The organism is Pseudomonas sp. P5_B2, assembly GCF_056400445.1.
Genome location: NZ_JBFULH010000063.1, coordinates 1 through 16,541, shown reverse-complemented (window position 1 = coordinate 16,541; position 16,541 = coordinate 1). Strand labels below are relative to the sequence as shown.

The following is a 16,541-nucleotide window of genomic DNA, read 5'->3' as shown; positions in this document are numbered from 1 at the left end:
CCCGTAGGGTTTTATTGCACATGATCAAGTCTTTGCGTCCATTGTTGCTTGCCAGTTTCATTCTTCCGCTGGCCCTCTCCGTTTCTGCTGCTCCGATCAACACTGCGCTTTCGCCGAACGTCGAAAAGGCCCTCAAGGCCAGCAAATTGCAGGACAGCGCCTTGTCGCTGGTGATGATCCCGCTCACCGGCCCTGGCACCCCGACCGTTTTCAACGCTGACGTTTCGGTCAATCCGGCCTCGACCATGAAGCTGGTCACCACGTATGCCGCGCTGGAAATGCTCGGCCCGAACCACCAGTGGAAAACCGAGTTCTACACCGACGGCACCCTCAGCGGTGGCATCCTCAACKGCAACCTCTACCTCAAGGGTGGTGGCGACCCGAAGCTGAACATGGAAAAACTCTGGCTGCTGATGCGTGACCTGCGCGCCAACGGCGTGACGCAAATCACCGGCGACCTGGTGCTGGACCGTAATTTCTTCACCCAACCGCAATTGCCCGAGTTCAATGATGACGGCAATGACGAGAACAAACCGTTCCTGGTCAAGCCCGACTCGCTGYTGGTCAACCTCAAGGCCCTGCGYTTYGTGGCGCGCAACGACAATGGTCGGGTTCTGATTTCGGTGGAACCGCCAATTGCCAGCATCCGCATCGAAAACCAGGTCAAAGCCGTCAACTCCAAGCAATGCACCGGTGGCGTGCGTTACAACCCGGTGACCCAGGCCGATGGCAGCATGACTGTAACGGTCGGTGGCCAGTTGGGCGATGGTTGCAGTTCCCAGACATACCTATCGCTGCTTGACCACGCGACCTACACCGCCGGCGCCGTGCGCGCTATCTGGAAAGAACTGGGCGGCAGCATTCAGGGCAAGGATGTGCTGGCGCCTACCCCAAGCGGGGCCAAATTGCTGGCCCGGGCTTATTCACCGGACCTGGCGGAAATCATCCGCGACATCAACAAATTCAGTAACAACACCATGGCTCAGCAGTTGTTCCTGAGCCTGGGGCAGAAATTTCGCACCGATGCCGACGGCGACGACGCCAAGGCTGCGCAGCGTGTGGTGCGTCAGTGGCTGGCGAAGAAAGGCATCACGGCACCGCACCTGGTGATGGAGAACGGTTCCGGCCTGTCCCGCGCCGAACGCGTCAGCGCCCGTGAAATGGCGGCCATGCTGCAAGCAGCCTGGCACAGCCCGTATGCCGCAGAGTTCATCAGCTCAATGCCGATTGCGGGCACCGACGGCACCATGCGCAAACGCCTGAAAACTACGGCCATGCGCGGCGAAGCCCACGTCAAGACCGGCACCCTGAACACCGTACGCGCCATCTCCGGCTTCAGCCGCGACGTCAATGGCAATACTTGGGCAGTGGTGGCGATCCTTAACGACAAGGCACCGTTTGGCGCGTCTTCGGTACTGGATCAAGTGCTGCTGGACCTGTATCGCCAGCCGAAACTGCCGGAAACCGCTTCGGTGCTCTAACCTGATCCAAAGAACACCTAAGATGATCGTTCCCACGCTCAGCGTGGGAATGCAGCCAGGGACGCTCCGCGTCTCATTCAAGAGCGTCCGTTGAGGCATTCCCACGCAGAGCGTGGGAACGATCATGGGGGAGCGCATCGGGTGTTAGCTTATCGGTGCCTCAACCCTATCCCGCCCAGCCTGCTTCGCCGCATATACCCCTGAGTCCGCGCGCAGCAACAGCGCATCCGCGCCCTCTCCGACACGCGAACTGGCGATCCCGAAACTCGCGGTGACGAATCCGACGCCGTCGATCGGTGAGCTGCGCAGCCCTTGCCACAACTGCAATGCCAGCACTTGAGCCTCCTTGCTCTCGGTGTCCGGGCAGAGCACCATGAATTCTTCACCGCCGAGGCGACAGAACACATCCGTGCGCCGCAGCCGACGACCGATACGCTCGCACACGGCCTGCAACACCTGATCCCCCACGGCGTGGCCGTGCTGGTCGTTGATGCGTTTGAAGTGGTCGATGTCGAGCATGATCACCGACAGCTCGCCCCCTCCTCGTTGAACCCTGATCATTTCGGTGGTCAGGCGTTCCTGAAAATAACGTCGGTTGTAAATCCCGGTCAAGGAGTCGGTAATCGACAGCGCGCGCAACTCTTCTTCCACGCGTTTCAGGTCGGAGATGTCGGAAATGTAGCCATGCCACAGCACACCRCCACCGGGAAGCTCTTCAGGGGTTGCCTCACCGCGAACCCAGCGCTGGCCGCGCATGGGCAATTGCACGCGATATTCCTCGCGCCACGGGCTGAGGGTCTCCGCTGACGCCATGATCGAGGCACGGACCCGGGTCGAGTCCTGTGGGTGAATACGCGTGAAGATCGCTTCGGCATCGAGCGTTAGCACCTCCGGTTCAAGTTCATAGATCTCTCGAATACCGTCGCTGACATAGATCACACGGAAGCGACCATCGAATTCCATCATGAATTGATAGATGCCACCAGGCACATGGGCGCTGAGTTTTTTCAACAACAGGTCCCGCGCCGCCAGCGCCTCATGGACGCGCTTGCCTTCGGTAATGTCGATGCAGATTGCCAAGTGACCGACCCACAAGCCTTGCTCGTCGAGTACCGGAGTCGCGAGCATGTTCACCGACAAATGGCTGCCATCGCGGCGCACCAGCGTCCACTCCCGCGCCTCGTGCCCACCCTCTTCACCTCCTTTGACCAACATCGCCTGACTGGTCGGAATCGGTTTGCCGTACCGCGCACTCAACTCCGCCGCCCGCATCACCAGCTCCCGATGCAGGTGCAGGTTTTCCAGGGTCAGGTGCCCCACGACCTCGGCGCTGGTATAACCCAACATCTGCTCGGCACCGGCATTGAACGTATTGATGATCCCGCGCAGGTCGGTGGCGATGATCGCAACCTGAGTCGCCGCATTCAGCACGCCACGCAACTGGCCGTGAGTGCCACGTAACTCCTGCTCGCGGGCACGTAATTCCTCGGTCCGCTGCTCCACCATTTTCAGCGCACGCTGACGCTGGCTGACCAACACGTACAACAACACACTGAGCAGCAGACTGAGCAACCCGCCCAGCACCATCAGAGTCTTCACCGAGGAATGGTTGGCCTTTATAAAGGCTTCGCTCGGCGTGATATCGACTTGATAGTCGTGATCGGCCAGTCGCAACAGCCGGCTCGCGGACAAATGACTGGCCGCCGGCTTGTTGAAGGATTCATAGAGCACTTCGTGCTGTTCGTCCGACAAGTCGAGAATGCGCACCGAGAGATAGTCGTGCATGGAATCCGGCAATCCATCCACCAGCAACTGGCGCATGCTGATCACTGCCATGACATAACCGTAGGGTTTTGCCCCCTCGGCGCTTGGCATGTTGCGCAGCATCACCGGGGCCACCAACAGCACGCCACGCTCATAAGCCGGCTCGACACTGACCAGATGCATTGGCTGCGACACCGCCATAGTGCCCAGTCTGTCCGCCCGTTCCAGGGTTGATCGACGCATCGACTCGGCCAGCAAATCGTAACCCAGCAGCGATCCCGGTCGACTTTGCGTCTGGCTGTAAAGCACCACCACATATTCATCGCGTTCAGGGGCCAATTGCAGTTGACCTGTGCTGACGAGCTCACGGATGGTGAATTCGCTAAAGCCCTCGTCCCGCGCCTTGCGCTCGAATTCCGCGCGCTCGGCACGCGTCACTCGCGCCGCGAATTCATAGGCTTGATTCCGGTGCAACAGGGCTTGGGTGTAACCGTCGAACTCCTCACGGGAGACCGAGCTGGAATTGGCGAAGAACCGGCGCAGGCCGTCGAGGCGCTGCTCCTGATCGACGAAACGTTCTTCAATGCGGCTATAACGCTCACTGGCCAGCAGTTGGAAGCGTTGCTTGAGTTGATGGTGGAACACATTGAGCGTCGACCAGGCCAGTAACCCCGTAAGAACGCAACCCATCAGCAATACCAGCAGCGCGACCAGCCAGGCCGACGCATCTTCGCTGATAATACCCAGGATCCTGGGGCGCACGGCGTTCAACGACATAGACGCAACTCAAAACGCCAGGTGCGGGAAAGCCCTTTGGCCGTGAGAAGAGTTATAGCTATTAGCCATTAATTTGACCAGCGTCGCAGGAATCCAAAGAGCCTTGAAAAATCAAGACTCTGAGGATTCAACCCGCCAGGTGTCAACGTGCCGTGATTTTCCAGGCACGGTGGATTTTGCCGTTACGGGCGAAATCCGGATCGATGGTCTGGGCGGTGATTTCTTCAACGGCGTAACGCTCGGTGAGGTTTTCCTCAAGGACGAACTTGCGGAAGTTGTTGGAGAAATACAACACACCACCGGGTGCAAGGCGCGCCATGGCCAGGTCGATCAACTGCACCTGATCGCGTTGCACGTCGAAGATCCCTTCCATGCGCTTGGAGTTTGAGAACGTCGGTGGGTCGATGAAGATCAGGTCGTATTCGTCACGGCAGGCGTCGAGCCAGGCCATCACGTCGCCCTGCTCCAGACGGTTCTTGTCAGAGAAACCGTTCAACGACAGGTTCCGTCGCGCCCAGTCCAGGTAGGTTTTCGACAGGTCGACGCTGGTAGTGGTGCGTGCGCCGCCCTTGGCCGCATGAACACTGGCCGTCGCGGTGTAGCAATACAGATTGAGGAAGCGCTTGCCTGCCGCTTCTTTCTGAATGCGCATGCGCATTGGACGGTGGTCGAGGAACAACCCGGTGTCGAGGTAGTCGGTGAGGTTGACCAGCAGCTTCACGCCACCTTCGTTGACCTCGACGAACTTGCCCTGCGCGGCCTGACGCTCGTACTGCTTGGTGCCGCTCTGACGCTCGCGACGCTTGACCACCACGCGGCTCTTGTCGATGTTCAGGGCCTGCGGAATGGCCGCCAAGGCATCAAACATGCGTGCCGAAGCTTTTTCCGGATCGATGGATTTCGGCGCGGCGTACTCCTGGACGTGGACCCAATCCTGATACAGGTCGATGGCCATGGAGTATTCCGGCATGTCGGCATCGTAGACTCGATAGCAATCGATGCCTTCGCGCTTGACCCACTTGCCCAGAGCCTTGAGGTTTTTTTGCAGGCGATTGGCAAACATCTGCCCGCCTTCGCTCAAGCGCGGTTGCTCGATCACCACCGGTGCCGGTTTGATCGGGTTGCCGTTCTTGTTGTACTTCTCGTACTTGCCCGGCACCACATCGTTGCCGGTGACTTCGACTTCAGCCTGCTCGCGCTCGACCTGGCGCTGTTCCGGGGTACGGCGCTCGCCGGTGACGAACTGATCTGGCGTGACCTTGATCAGCAGCAGCTTGCACGGCAGCGCGCCGTTCCAGAACGAATACTGCTTGTGGCTACGAATGCCCATGCGCTTGCCCAAGTCCGGCGCGCCGGTGAACACCGCGGCCTCCCAGTTCAGGCAGGCCTGACGCAGACGCTCGCCGAGATTCTGATAGAGGTAGAGCAAGCTCGCCTCGTCACCCAGACGTTCGCCGTAGGGAGGGTTGCAGATCACCAGGCCTTTCTGGTTCTGGTCCGGACGCGGCTCGAACGTACCGACTTCGCCCTGGTAGATCTTGATCCACTCGCTCAGGCCGGCACGTTCAACGTTGTTGCGGCCCGGTTGAATCAGGCGTGGGTCGGCTTCGTAACCGCGAATCCACAGCGGTGGCTTGGCCAGCCCGGCCGCGCAACGCTCAGTGGCTTCTTCGTGAAGTTTCTTCCACAGCGCCGGGACGTGGCCCAGCCAATGGGTAAAGCCCCACTGATCGCGACGCAGGTTCGGCGCCATGTCGGCGGCGATCATTGCCGCTTCGACGAGGAACGTGCCCACACCGCACATCGGGTCAGCCAGCGCGCCGCCTTCGGCCGCAATGCGTGGCCAGCCGGAACGGATCAGGATCGCGGCCGCGAGGTTTTCCTTCAGCGGTGCCGCACCTTGCTGCAAGCGATAACCGCGCTGGTGCAGGCTGTGGCCGGACAGGTCGAGGGAAAGAATCGCTTCGCCACGGTCCAGGCGCAGGTGAATGCGCAGGTCCGGGTTGAGTTTGTCGATCGAAGGACGGTCACCTTGCGGGGTGCGCAGTTTGTCGACGATGGCGTCCTTGACTTTCAAGGCGCCGAAGTGGGTGTTATCGATGCCCGAACCGTGGCCGCTGAACTCGACGGCCAGGGTGCCGGCGTTGAGCATGTGATCTTGCCACTCGATGTCCAGCACGCCGTGGTACAGGTCTTCGGCGTCCTTCATCGGGAAACGCTTGAGCACCAGCAACACCCGGTTCGCCAGACGCGACCACAGGCACAGGCGATAAGCGGTTTCCATGGTCGCCATGCCGCGCACGGCAGAGGTGTGCTCGCGTGCTTCTTCAAGGCCAWGCCCGACGGCTTCCTCGATCAGCAGGCCTTCAAGGCCTTTGGGGCAAGTGAGGAAGATTTCAAATTGATCGGACATTGGATTTTCAAAGCCTTTAGCTAGTGAACCGACAACGCATTGCCGGTCCGGTTTTCAATCAGGCGTTTTTCTAAAAGAACGCCCGCGTGGCACGAAGGTGTGCCGTCCCACCTGTGCTGCTCAGGTTAGAAGAGCTTAGATGCACAGGCAGATAAAAAAGTTGATGCAACAAAATGTCATAAGTCGACCCTTCGTCGAATAATGCTCCTTCGCAACAGAAGTCATTCTCACTAAGGATTAACCCCGTCATCCTGCGGGGCGCCGATCATACAGGGCTTTTCCGATAAAAAAGGGCCAAACATGGTGTTACTTATCGCCATAGCATCTTTATCGTTACGTCCTTATGACAAAACGATCATTCCCTCGATGTGACGCATTGGTTAGAACTCAACTCAGGTTGACGCCGCAAYGACGTCGACACCTTGGCTCGCGACGCCGGCAGCGGGCCCCAACGGCAGAGTTTTTTCTGCCAGACCTCGATTGAGGTCTACGCGATGAATACAGTCAACAAGTGAGGGCAACACCCTATGAGAAGACTTAAGCGTGATCCGTTGGAAAGAGCATTTTTGCGCGGATATCAATATGGCGTTGGTGGCAAATCCCGTGAGCTTTGCCCATTTACTCTACCGTCAGTACGCCAAGCCTGGATTAACGGCTGGCGAGAAGGACGCGGCGACAACTGGGACGGTATGACCGGCACTGCGGGAATCCACAAACTCAACGAACTTCACGCCGTCGGCTGATTAATTACAGGGCCTAACACTCCGACACGACAATCTGATGACTGATTGAATTAACCACGCACGTCCCATCCGGACGGCGGGCTTCGGCCCAGGGGCTCCCTCGAGGAGCCCTTTTTTATACCCCTTTTTCGCCACACAATTCCCTTGTAGCAGCTGCCGAGCCCGCGAGGCTGCGTCCGGCTGCGCAGCAGTCGTAAACCCTGATTGCACGGTGTCTCTGCGGGACCGCGGGGGCTGATTTTACGACTGCTTCGCAGCCGGACGCAGCCTCGCAGGCTCGACCGCTGCTACACAATCAGCGCAAGGCGGCGATGGCGTCTACCGACTCACGAATCAACGCCGGGCCTTTATAGATGAAGCCGGAATAGAGCTGCACCAGGCTTGCACCCGCGGCGATTTTTTCGGCCGCGTGTTTGCCTTCGGTGATGCCGCCCACGGCAATAATCGGCAAGCGACCTGCCAGTTCCGCCGCCAGCACTTTCACGGTGTTAGTGCTCTTGTCACGAACCGGTGCGCCGGACAGACCGCCCGCCTCGTCACCATATTCCATGCCTTCGACACCGACACGGCTCAGGGTGGTGTTGGTGGCGATCACCGCGTCCATCCCGGTTTCCATCAGCGCTTGTGCGACTTGTGCGGTTTCTTCGTCGGTCATGTCCGGCGCGATCTTGATTGCCAGCGGGACATGTTTGCCGTGGCGCAACGCCAGTTCTGCGCGGCGCGTGGAGAGGTCAGCGAGCAACTGCTTGAGCGAGTCGCCGAACTGCAGGCTGCGCAGGCCCGGGGTGTTCGGTGAGCTGACATTGACCGTCACGTAGCTGGCGTGGGCGTAGACCTTGTCCAGGCAGATCAGGTAATCATCGACCGCGCGCTCAACCGGGGTGTCGAAGTTCTTGCCGATGTTGATGCCCAGCACGCCTTTGAACTTGGCTGCCGCTACACGGGCCAGCAGGTAATCGACGCCGAGGTTGTTGAAGCCCATTCGGTTGATGATCGCCTCGGCTTCCGGCAGGCGGAAAATCCGTGGTTTTGGATTGCCGGGTTGCGGACGTGGGGTGATGGTGCCGATTTCGACAAAACCAAAACCCAGCTGAGCGAAACCGTCGATGGCTGCGCCGTTCTTGTCCAGACCGGCCGCCAGACCCACCGGGTTCGGGAAATCCAGGCCCATGACCGACACCGGCATTTTCGCCGGGGCCTTGCACAGCAAGCCGTTGAGGCCCAAACGCCCGCCCGCGCCGATCAGGTCCAGGGACAGATCGTGGGAGGTTTCCGGGGAAAGTTTGAACAACATCTGACGGGCCAGGGTGTACATGGGCGGGTTTGACTCTGGGCTACGAAAAGTGGCGGCAATTATAGCCGGGCATCGGGGTTGCAGGCGAGGCGCGCGATAAAATCGGCGAGCGATGGCATATGCCTTGCACCGTCACCGGTATCAGCACTCATGCCAATGGCGGAATGAGTCGCAAGACAAAGGCGTCGTCACTGGGCCTTGCTCTGGCAAGCAGCCCGTTGCGGCGTTTTTTTATGAAAGGTGAGAATTGATGATTGAAGTTCCAGCCAACCCTCTGGCCTGGGTCAATGGCAGCGATGCCCCGGAAAAAACCGACATCAATCTCGGTTTCATGGCCCTGAGCGACTGCGCCTCGGTCGTGGTCGCCGCGACTCAGGGATTCGCCCAGCCCTACGGCCTGACCTTGAACCTCAAGCGCCAGTCGTCCTGGGCCAGCCTGCGGGACAAACTGGTCAGCGGCGAACTCGACGCCGCCCACAGCCTGTACGGCCTGATTTACGCGGTCCACTTGGGCATCGGCGGCGTAGCCTCCACTGACATGGCCGTGCTGATGGGCCTGAACCAGAACGGCCAGAGCATCAATCTCTCCCACGGCTTGCAAGCGTTGGGCGTGACCAGTCCTGAAGCACTCGATCGCCACGTGCACCAAACTCGCCCAAAACTCACCTTCGCCCAGACCTTTCCAACCGGCACCCACGCCATGTGGCTGTATTACTGGCTGGCGAGCCAGGGCATTCATCCGTTGCAGGATGTCGACAGCGTGGTGGTGCCGCCGCCGCAAATGGTCGCGCACCTGCAAGCGGGGCGTATCGATGGTTTCTGCGTCGGTGAACCCTGGTCCGCCAGTGCAGTGCAACAGAATCTCGGCTTTACCCTGGCGACCTCTCAGACCATTTGGCCCGATCACCCGGAAAAAGTCCTCGGCTGCACCCGCGCTTTTGTCGAGCAATACCCCAACACCGCGCGGGCGTTGGTGATGGCGATCCTGGAAGCCAGCCGGTTCATCGAGCAAAATACGGAAAACCGCCGCAGCACCGCGCAGCTGTTGAGCGCGCCCGACTACCTCGACGCCCCCCTCGACTGCATTGAACCGCGCCTGCTGGGCGATTACGCTGACGGTCTGGGCAATCGCTGGCAGGACCCGCACGCGTTGCGCTTCCATGCAGGCGGCGAGGTCAATGTGCCGTACCTGTCCGACGGTATGTGGTTCATGACCCAGTTCCGCCGCTGGGGTTTGTTGCGCGACGATCCGGATTACCTCGGCGTGGCCCGCGACGTCCAGCAACTGGAGCTGTACCGTGAGGCCGCCAGCGCCGTCGGTGTCGCCGCCAGTGGTCAGGACTTGCGCAGCAGCCAGTTGATCGACGGCAAAATCTGGGATGGTTCCGACCCGTCCGGTTATGCCCGTAGCTTCAAGCTGCACGCCCTGAGCGACAGCTCGCAACGATTCGCCCACCGCTGACAGGAGACTGCAAACATGCTGCGTATCCTGCTGATCAACGATACCGCGAAGAAAGTCGGCCGCCTCAAAGCCGCGCTGACTGAAGCCGGGTTCGAGGTGATCGACGAATCGGGTCTGACCATCGACCTGCCCGAACGCGTCGAAACGGTGCGTCCGGACGTGATTCTGATCGATACCGAGTCACCGAGCCGTGATGTGATGGAACAAGTGGTGCTGGTGACCCGCGACCAGCCACGGCCGATCGTCATGTTTACCGATGAACACGACCCTGGCGTGATGCGCCAGGCGATCCAGTCCGGGGTCAGTGCCTACATCGTCGAGGGCATTCACGCGCAACGCTTGCAGCCGATTCTCGACGTGGCCATGGCACGCTTTGAAAGTGACCAGGCGTTACGCGCCCAGCTGCATGCCCGCGACCAGCAACTGGCCGAACGCAAGCGCATCGAGCTGGCCAAGGGGCTGTTGATGAAGATGAAGAATTGCAATGAGGAAGAGGCTTACACCCTGATGCGCCGCCAGGCAATGAGCCGGCAGCAGAAGCTGATCCAGGTGGCGGAGCAGATCATTGCCATGAGTGAATTGTTGGGCTGAAGGACTGTGGTGAGGGGGCTCGCCCCCGTTGGGTGGCGAAGCCGCCCCCATACATTCTCTCAGTCATAGATCTTGCGACGGCTTCGCCGCCGGACGGGGGCAAGCCCCCTCGCCACAAAAGCTCAGTGTTGGCACAGATCTGGCTAAGTAATCACCACAGGTAACCAACGGCGGTTGCCCCACCTACGACAAAGACGTCGCTCACCTCATTTGCCCTTGGCGAATCAGGTAGCGGCGTTTTTTCGTTTTGGCCCCACAGCCCGGGGCCGGTGGTGCGGCCCTTAGGCGCCCCACCTGCTAGCTCATGACTCCTTCTCGAGACTCTTCACAGCTGAGGTGCGCGATGAATTCAAGCTTCTGGAAATCCGGCCATACGCCGACACTGTTTGCGGCCTTCCTCTATTTCGACCTGAGTTTCATGGTCTGGTACGTACTCGGCCCGTTGGCGGTGCAGATCGCCGCCGACCTGCACCTGACCACCCAACAGCGCGGGCTCGTAGTGGCGACGCCGATTCTGGCCGGGGCCGTACTGCGCTTTGTCATGGGCATGCTGGCGGATCGTCTGTCGCCCAAAACCGCCGGCCTGATCGGCCAGGTGATCGTCATCTGCGCCCTGTTCGGCGCCTGGCAACTCGGGATTCACAGCTACGAACAAGCGCTGGTGCTGGGCCTGTTCCTCGGCATGGCCGGCGCGTCCTTCGCCGTCGCCCTGCCGCTGGCCTCGCAATGGTATCCGCCGCAACATCAGGGCAAAGCCATGGGCATTGCCGGCGCCGGCAACTCCGGCACCGTTCTGGCCGCGCTGATCGCGCCGGTATTAGCGGCTGCTTACGGCTGGAGCAACGTGTTCGGCTTCGCCCTGATCCCTTTGATTCTGACCATCATCGTCTTCGCCTGGCTGGCGAAAAACGCACCTGAGCGGCCGAAAGCCAAATCCATGGCCGACTACTTCAAGGCCTTGGGCGACCGTGACAGCTGGTGGTTCATGTTTTTCTACAGCGTGACGTTCGGCGGCTTCATCGGCCTGGCCAGTGCCCTGCCCGGCTACTTCAACGACCAATACGGCCTGAGCCCGGTCACAGCCGGTTACTACACCGCGGCCTGCGTGTTCGGCGGTAGCCTGATGCGTCCACTGGGCGGTGCGCTGGCAGATCGTTTCGGCGGTATTCGCACGTTGCTGGGGATGTACACGGTCGCGGCGCTCTGCATTGCGGTGGTGGGTTTCAATCTGCCGAGTTCCTACGCGGCGCTGGCGCTTTTCGTCTGCACCATGCTCGGTTTGGGCGCAGGTAACGGCGCGGTTTTCCAATTGGTGCCACAGCGTTTTCGTCGAGAGATCGGTGTAATGACCGGTTTGATCGGCATGGCCGGCGGCATCGGTGGCTTTGCGCTGGCGGCTGGCATGGGCGCGATCAAGCAAAGCACCGGCAGCTATCAATTGGCCTTGTGGTTGTTCGCCAGCCTCGGCGTTCTGGCCTGGTTCGGTCTGCACGGGGTGAAACGTCGCTGGAGAACCACCTGGGGCTCGGCTGCAGTGACGGCGGCGCGGGTCTAAGCCCTCGATGAGCCTGCAACTGAGCTTTGCCGAAGCCAGCGCCATCGGCCCGCGGGAGGAGAACCAGGACGCCCTGCGCCTGGTGACGCCGGCCCCGGCGCTGGCGGCGAGCAAGGGTTACCTGTTCGCGATTGCCGACGGTGTCAGCCAATGCGCCGACGGCGGCCTCGCCGCCCGTTCTACCTTGCAGGCCCTGGCACTGGATTATTACGCCACCCCGCAAACCTGGGGGGTCGCTCAAGCGCTGGACCGCTTGCTGCTGGCGCAAAATCGTTGGTTGCAGGCCAACGGCGGAGGGCAACCGCTGCTGACCACCGTCAGTGCGCTGGTCATGCGCGGCAGGCGTTTCACCCTGGCCCATGTRGGAGATTGCCGGGTGTATCGCTGGCACGCGGATCAGTTGCAGCGCGTCAGTGAGGATCATGTCTGGGACCAACCGGGCATGCAGCATGTGCTCAAGCGTGCGCTGGGGCTGGATCAACATCTGGTGCTGGATTTTCTCGACGGCGAATTGCGCCTGAATGAGAGTTTCGTGCTGCTCAGCGACGGCGTTTGGGCAGTGTTGGGCGATACCGCCATTGCCGCGATTCTGCGCGATCAGCCCGATCTGGACAGCGCGGCACAAACCTTGGTGAATGCCGCGCATCTGGCCGGCAGCCAAGACAATGCCAGCGCCCTGCTGGTGCGGGTCGATGCCCTGGGTGAAACAAGCATTGGCGATGCGCTGATGCATCTACAGCAATGGCCATTGCCACCCACGCTGAAACCCGGTCAATCCTTCGAAGGCTGGCAAATCGAAGGAGTGCTCGGCCACAGCCAGCAATCGCTGTTGTATCGAGTTCGCGACGGGCAACAACAACCCTGGCTGTTGAAAACCCTGCCTGCTGCGCTACGCGACGATCACCTGGCCGGGCAAGCGTTGCTGTCGGAAGAGTGGTTTCTCAAACGCGTGGCCGGCCGGCACTTCCCTGAGGTGCATGCCGCCAGTCAGCGTCAGCATTTGTACTACGTGATGCGAGAATACTCCGGATCTACGCTGGCAGAACTGCATACGGCGGTAGGAGCCATGCCGCTCGTGCAATGGCTTGATCTGGCCGAACGCCTGCTACGGGCGGTCGGCATGCTGCATCGACGCCAGATATTGCACCGCGATATCAAACCGGAAAACCTGCTGCTGGGTGACGACGGGGAGCTGCGCCTGCTGGATTTTGGCCTCGCGTATTGCGCCGGCCTGTCAGAGGACCAACCTTCTGCCCTGCCTGGAACGCCGAGTTACATCGCGCCGGAAGCCTTTCGCGGAGACGCACCGACCCCGCAACAGGATCTGTACGCGACTGGTGTGACGCTGTACTTCCTGCTGACCGGGCATTATCCCTACGGTGAAATTGAAGCGTTCCAGCGCCCCCGGTTTGGTGTACCGGTCAGTGCCAATCGTTATCGGCCGGATTTGCCGGAGTGGATCGCGCAATGTCTGGACCGCGCCGTCGCGGCGGATCCAGTTCAGCGCTTTGAAACGGCGGAGGAATGGCTGCTGCTTCTGGAACAAGGCGAGCGCCGCAGTTTGAGCGTGCGTCCCAGACCGTTGCTGGAACGGGAACCGCTGAAGGTCTGGCGGACAATGGCGTTGGTGTCGTTGCTGCTGAATCTGGTGCTGCTGGTTTTGGTATTTCATGGCTGAATCCGCGCCGCGCCCATCGCGAGCAGGCTCACTCCCACATTGGATTTGCGGTGTTCACGAATCCCTTGTGGGAGCGAGCCTGCTCGCGATGGCAGACTGACAGTCCGCTCCAAATCCATCGGCAAAGCGCTCCATTACCGGGCAACACGCTTCGATGCGGTGCACAAACCTTCGACATCGATCTTTAAAAACCCTGTCCCACCCAATAAATCCGGCGCCCTGAAGCACTTGGCACAACCACTGCATTACCCTTTTCAACATACATAAAGCCCGGCCTTCAACGACGAAGGTTGCGCTTCCCGAGAGAACGGGACCAGGACAAAGGCGTCCTCGCTAGGCAACTAGCGGGACGCCTTTTTTTGTTTGCGCAAAATTTGTCGAGCCAGACCTGAAGCCCTGATGAGGCGGGTCGCAGCTCCCCGGAGAACCTGATGAAAAAACTAAAACTAGTGATGATCGGCAACGGCATGGCCGGGGTTCGCACCCTGGAAGAACTGCTCAAGCTGAGCGAAGAGCTGTACGACATCACGGTCTTCGGCGCCGAACCCCATACCAACTACAACCGTATCCTGCTGTCGCCGGTTCTGGCCGGTGAGCAGACGTTCGAAGAGATCGTGCTCAACGACCTCGACTGGTACCTGGACAACAACGTCAAGCTGCTACTCAACCGCAAAGTAGTAGAGATTGATCGGGTTAAGCGCCGGGTCATCGCCGAAGACGGCACCGAGGCCGAATATGATCGCCTCCTGATCGCCACCGGCTCTACCCCTTTCATTCTGCCAATCCCCGGCAACACCTTGCAGGGTGTGATTGGCTACCGCGACATCGCCGACACCCAGGTCATGATCGACACCGCCAAGACCCACAAGCATGCCGTCGTCATCGGCGGTGGCCTGCTCGGTCTGGAAGCCGCCAACGGCCTGATGCTGCGCGGCATGCACGTGACCGTGGTGCACATCGGCGAATGGCTGCTGGAGCGGCAACTCGATAAGACTAGCGGCCAATTGCTGCAAACCGCCCTTGAAGCACGCGGCCTGCACTTTCGCCTGTGCGAGCAAACCAAGGCGCTGCACGACTCCGGTAATGGCCGGGTCGGCTCGGTTGAATTCAAGAACGGCGACATCATTCCCGCCGACTTGGTGGTGATGGCCGCCGGCATTCGTCCCAACACCGAACTCGCGGAAAAATCCGGCATCCCCTGCAATCGCGGGATTCTGGTCAACGACACAATGCAAACCTACGACCCACGGGTCTACGCCATCGGTGAATGCGCCAGCCATCGCGGCATCGCCTACGGCCTGGTTGCGCCGTTGTTCGAGCAAGCCAAGGTCTGCGCCAATCACCTCGCTCAATTGGGCTTCGCCCGTTATCAAGGCTCGGTGACGTCGACCAAATTGAAAGTCACCGGCATTGACCTGTTCTCCGCCGGCGACTTCATGGGCGGTGAAGGCACGGAAACCATCACCCTCTCCGACCCGATCGGCGGGGTCTACAAAAAACTGGTGATCAAGGATGACGTGCTGGTTGGCGCCTGYCTGTACGGTGATACGGCAGATGGCGGTTGGTATTTCCGGCAGATTCGTGAAAATCACGCCATCGGCGAGATCCGCGATCACCTGATGTTCGGCGAAAACGCAATCGGCGATGTAGGACATCAAGGCCAGGACAAAGCCATGAGCATGGCCGACACCGCCGAAGTGTGCGGCTGCAACGGCGTATGCAAAGGCACCATCGTCAAGGCGATTCAGGAGCACGGGCTGTTCAGTGTCGACGAGGTCAAGAAACACACCAAGGCTGCCAGCTCTTGCGGTTCCTGCGCCGGCCTGGTCGAGCAGATCCTGATCAACACCGTCGGCGGCGCGGCAGACGTCAAACCGAAAAGCGAAAAAGCCATCTGCGGTTGCAGCGACCTCAACCACGGGCAAATCCGCCAAGCCATCCGCGATCAGCATTTGCTGACGATCGCCGGGACGATCAGCTACTTGAACTGGCGCACCCCGAACGGCTGCGCTACCTGCCGCCCGGCACTCAACTACTACCTGATTTCCACCTGGCCGGGCGAAGCCAAGGATGACCCGCAGTCGCGCCTGATCAACGAACGCGCCCACGCCAACATTCAGAAAGACGGCACCTACTCGGTGGTCCCGCGGATGTGGGGTGGCGTGACCAACCCTTCGGAGTTGCGGCGCATCGCCGACGTCGCCGACAAGTACAACGTGCCGATGGTCAAGGTCACCGGCGGTCAGCGGATCGACTTGTTGGGGATCAAGAAGCAGGATCTGCCGGGTGTCTGGAAAGACCTCGACATGCCGTCCGGCCACGCCTACGGCAAATCCATCCGTACCGTGAAGACCTGCGTCGGCAGCGAGTTCTGCCGTTTCGGCACGCAAAACTCCACCCAGTTGGGCATTGAGCTGGAGCATGACCTGTTCAACATGTGGTCGCCGCACAAAGTGAAACTGGCGGTCTCCGGTTGCCCACGCAACTGTTCGGAAGCCGGCATCAAAGACGTAGGCATCATCGGTGTCGATTCCGGCTGGGAGATGTACATCGGTGGCAACGGCGGGATCAAAACCGAAGTCGCCGAGTTCTTCGTCAAATTGAAAACCGCTGAAGAAGTGCGCGAATACAACGGCGCGTTCCTGCAGCTCTATCGAGAAGAAGCTTTCTACCTCGAGCGCACCGTGCATTACCTGCAGCGGGTCGGCATGGACCACATCAAGAAAGCCGTGCTGGAAGACCCGGAACGACGCAAGGCGCTGAATGATCGCCTGCAATTCTCC

At 60.2% G+C, this 16,541-nt stretch carries 10 protein-coding genes; 7 read left to right on the top strand and 3 right to left on the bottom strand.

The window, feature by feature from the left end; translation table 11 throughout:
- Positions 1–20: 20 nt before the first annotated feature.
- Positions 21–1,481: a D-alanyl-D-alanine carboxypeptidase/D-alanyl-D-alanine endopeptidase gene (gene dacB / locus AC1DRJ_RS08870; protein ID WP_477801800.1), complete on the top strand. Its 1,461-nt coding sequence runs from the start codon at positions 21–23 to the stop codon at positions 1,479–1,481.
- 144 nt (positions 1,482–1,625) lie between these two features.
- Here dacB and AC1DRJ_RS08865 read toward each other — a convergent pair whose 3' ends face one another.
- The gene (locus AC1DRJ_RS08865; protein ID WP_477801799.1) at positions 1,626–4,022 is read right to left on the bottom strand and encodes a sensor domain-containing diguanylate cyclase; all 2,397 of its coding nucleotides are present in this window, start codon (positions 4,020–4,022) and stop codon (positions 1,626–1,628) included.
- Between the two features lie 142 nt (positions 4,023–4,164).
- Positions 4,165–6,435 carry a bifunctional 23S rRNA (guanine(2069)-N(7))-methyltransferase RlmK/23S rRNA (guanine(2445)-N(2))-methyltransferase RlmL gene (gene rlmKL / locus AC1DRJ_RS08860; protein ID WP_477801798.1) on the bottom strand — a complete coding sequence of 757 codons (2,271 nt, stop codon included), beginning with the start codon at positions 6,433–6,435 and terminating at the stop codon, positions 4,165–4,167.
- Positions 6,436–6,962: 527 nt separating this feature from the next.
- Between rlmKL and rmf the strand changes: the two genes are divergently transcribed.
- On the top strand, positions 6,963–7,178 hold the full coding sequence (gene rmf, locus AC1DRJ_RS08855; RefSeq protein ID WP_150745412.1) for a ribosome modulation factor: 216 nt from the start codon (positions 6,963–6,965) through the stop codon (positions 7,176–7,178).
- 295 nt (positions 7,179–7,473) lie between these two features.
- Here rmf and AC1DRJ_RS08850 read toward each other — a convergent pair whose 3' ends face one another.
- On the bottom strand, positions 7,474–8,493 hold the full coding sequence (locus AC1DRJ_RS08850) for a quinone-dependent dihydroorotate dehydrogenase (protein ID WP_477801797.1): 1,020 nt from the start codon (positions 8,491–8,493) through the stop codon (positions 7,474–7,476).
- 229 nt (positions 8,494–8,722) lie between these two features.
- Here AC1DRJ_RS08850 and AC1DRJ_RS08845 point away from each other — a divergent pair, with 229 nt between their 5' ends.
- The 5 genes from AC1DRJ_RS08845 to nirB form a co-directional block, all read left to right on the top strand.
- Positions 8,723–9,934, top strand: coding sequence for a CmpA/NrtA family ABC transporter substrate-binding protein (locus tag AC1DRJ_RS08845; protein WP_477801796.1), 1,212 nt, complete (start codon positions 8,723–8,725; stop codon positions 9,932–9,934).
- 15 nt (positions 9,935–9,949) lie between these two features.
- On the top strand, positions 9,950–10,525 hold the full coding sequence (locus tag AC1DRJ_RS08840; RefSeq protein ID WP_150778693.1) for an ANTAR domain-containing response regulator: 576 nt from the start codon (positions 9,950–9,952) through the stop codon (positions 10,523–10,525).
- Between the two features lie 343 nt (positions 10,526–10,868).
- Positions 10,869–12,080, top strand: a complete 1,212-nt coding sequence (locus AC1DRJ_RS08835) for a nitrate/nitrite transporter (RefSeq protein WP_477801795.1) — start codon at positions 10,869–10,871, stop codon at positions 12,078–12,080.
- A gap of 7 nt (positions 12,081–12,087) precedes the next feature.
- The gene (locus AC1DRJ_RS08830) at positions 12,088–13,758 is read left to right on the top strand and encodes a bifunctional protein-serine/threonine kinase/phosphatase (protein ID WP_477801794.1); all 1,671 of its coding nucleotides are present in this window, start codon (positions 12,088–12,090) and stop codon (positions 13,756–13,758) included.
- Positions 13,759–14,189: 431 nt separating this feature from the next.
- Positions 14,190–16,541, top strand: a 2,352-nt coding sequence (nirB, locus tag AC1DRJ_RS08825) for a nitrite reductase large subunit NirB (RefSeq protein ID WP_477801793.1), incomplete at its 3' end; no start/stop codon positions are given.

What these genes read in the sequence shown, in the direction of transcription:
- rmf (WP_150745412.1), top strand. Translation starts at nt 6,963, where the DNA reads ATGAGAAGACTTAAGCGTGATCCGTTGGAAAGAGCATTTTTGCGCGGA.
- AC1DRJ_RS08850 (WP_477801797.1), bottom strand. Translation starts at nt 8,493, where the DNA reads ATGTACACCCTGGCCCGTCAGATGTTGTTCAAACTTTCCCCGGAAACC.
- AC1DRJ_RS08845 (WP_477801796.1), top strand. Translation starts at nt 8,723, where the DNA reads ATGATTGAAGTTCCAGCCAACCCTCTGGCCTGGGTCAATGGCAGCGAT.
- AC1DRJ_RS08840 (WP_150778693.1), top strand. Translation starts at nt 9,950, where the DNA reads ATGCTGCGTATCCTGCTGATCAACGATACCGCGAAGAAAGTCGGCCGC.
- AC1DRJ_RS08835 (WP_477801795.1), top strand. Translation starts at nt 10,869, where the DNA reads ATGAATTCAAGCTTCTGGAAATCCGGCCATACGCCGACACTGTTTGCG.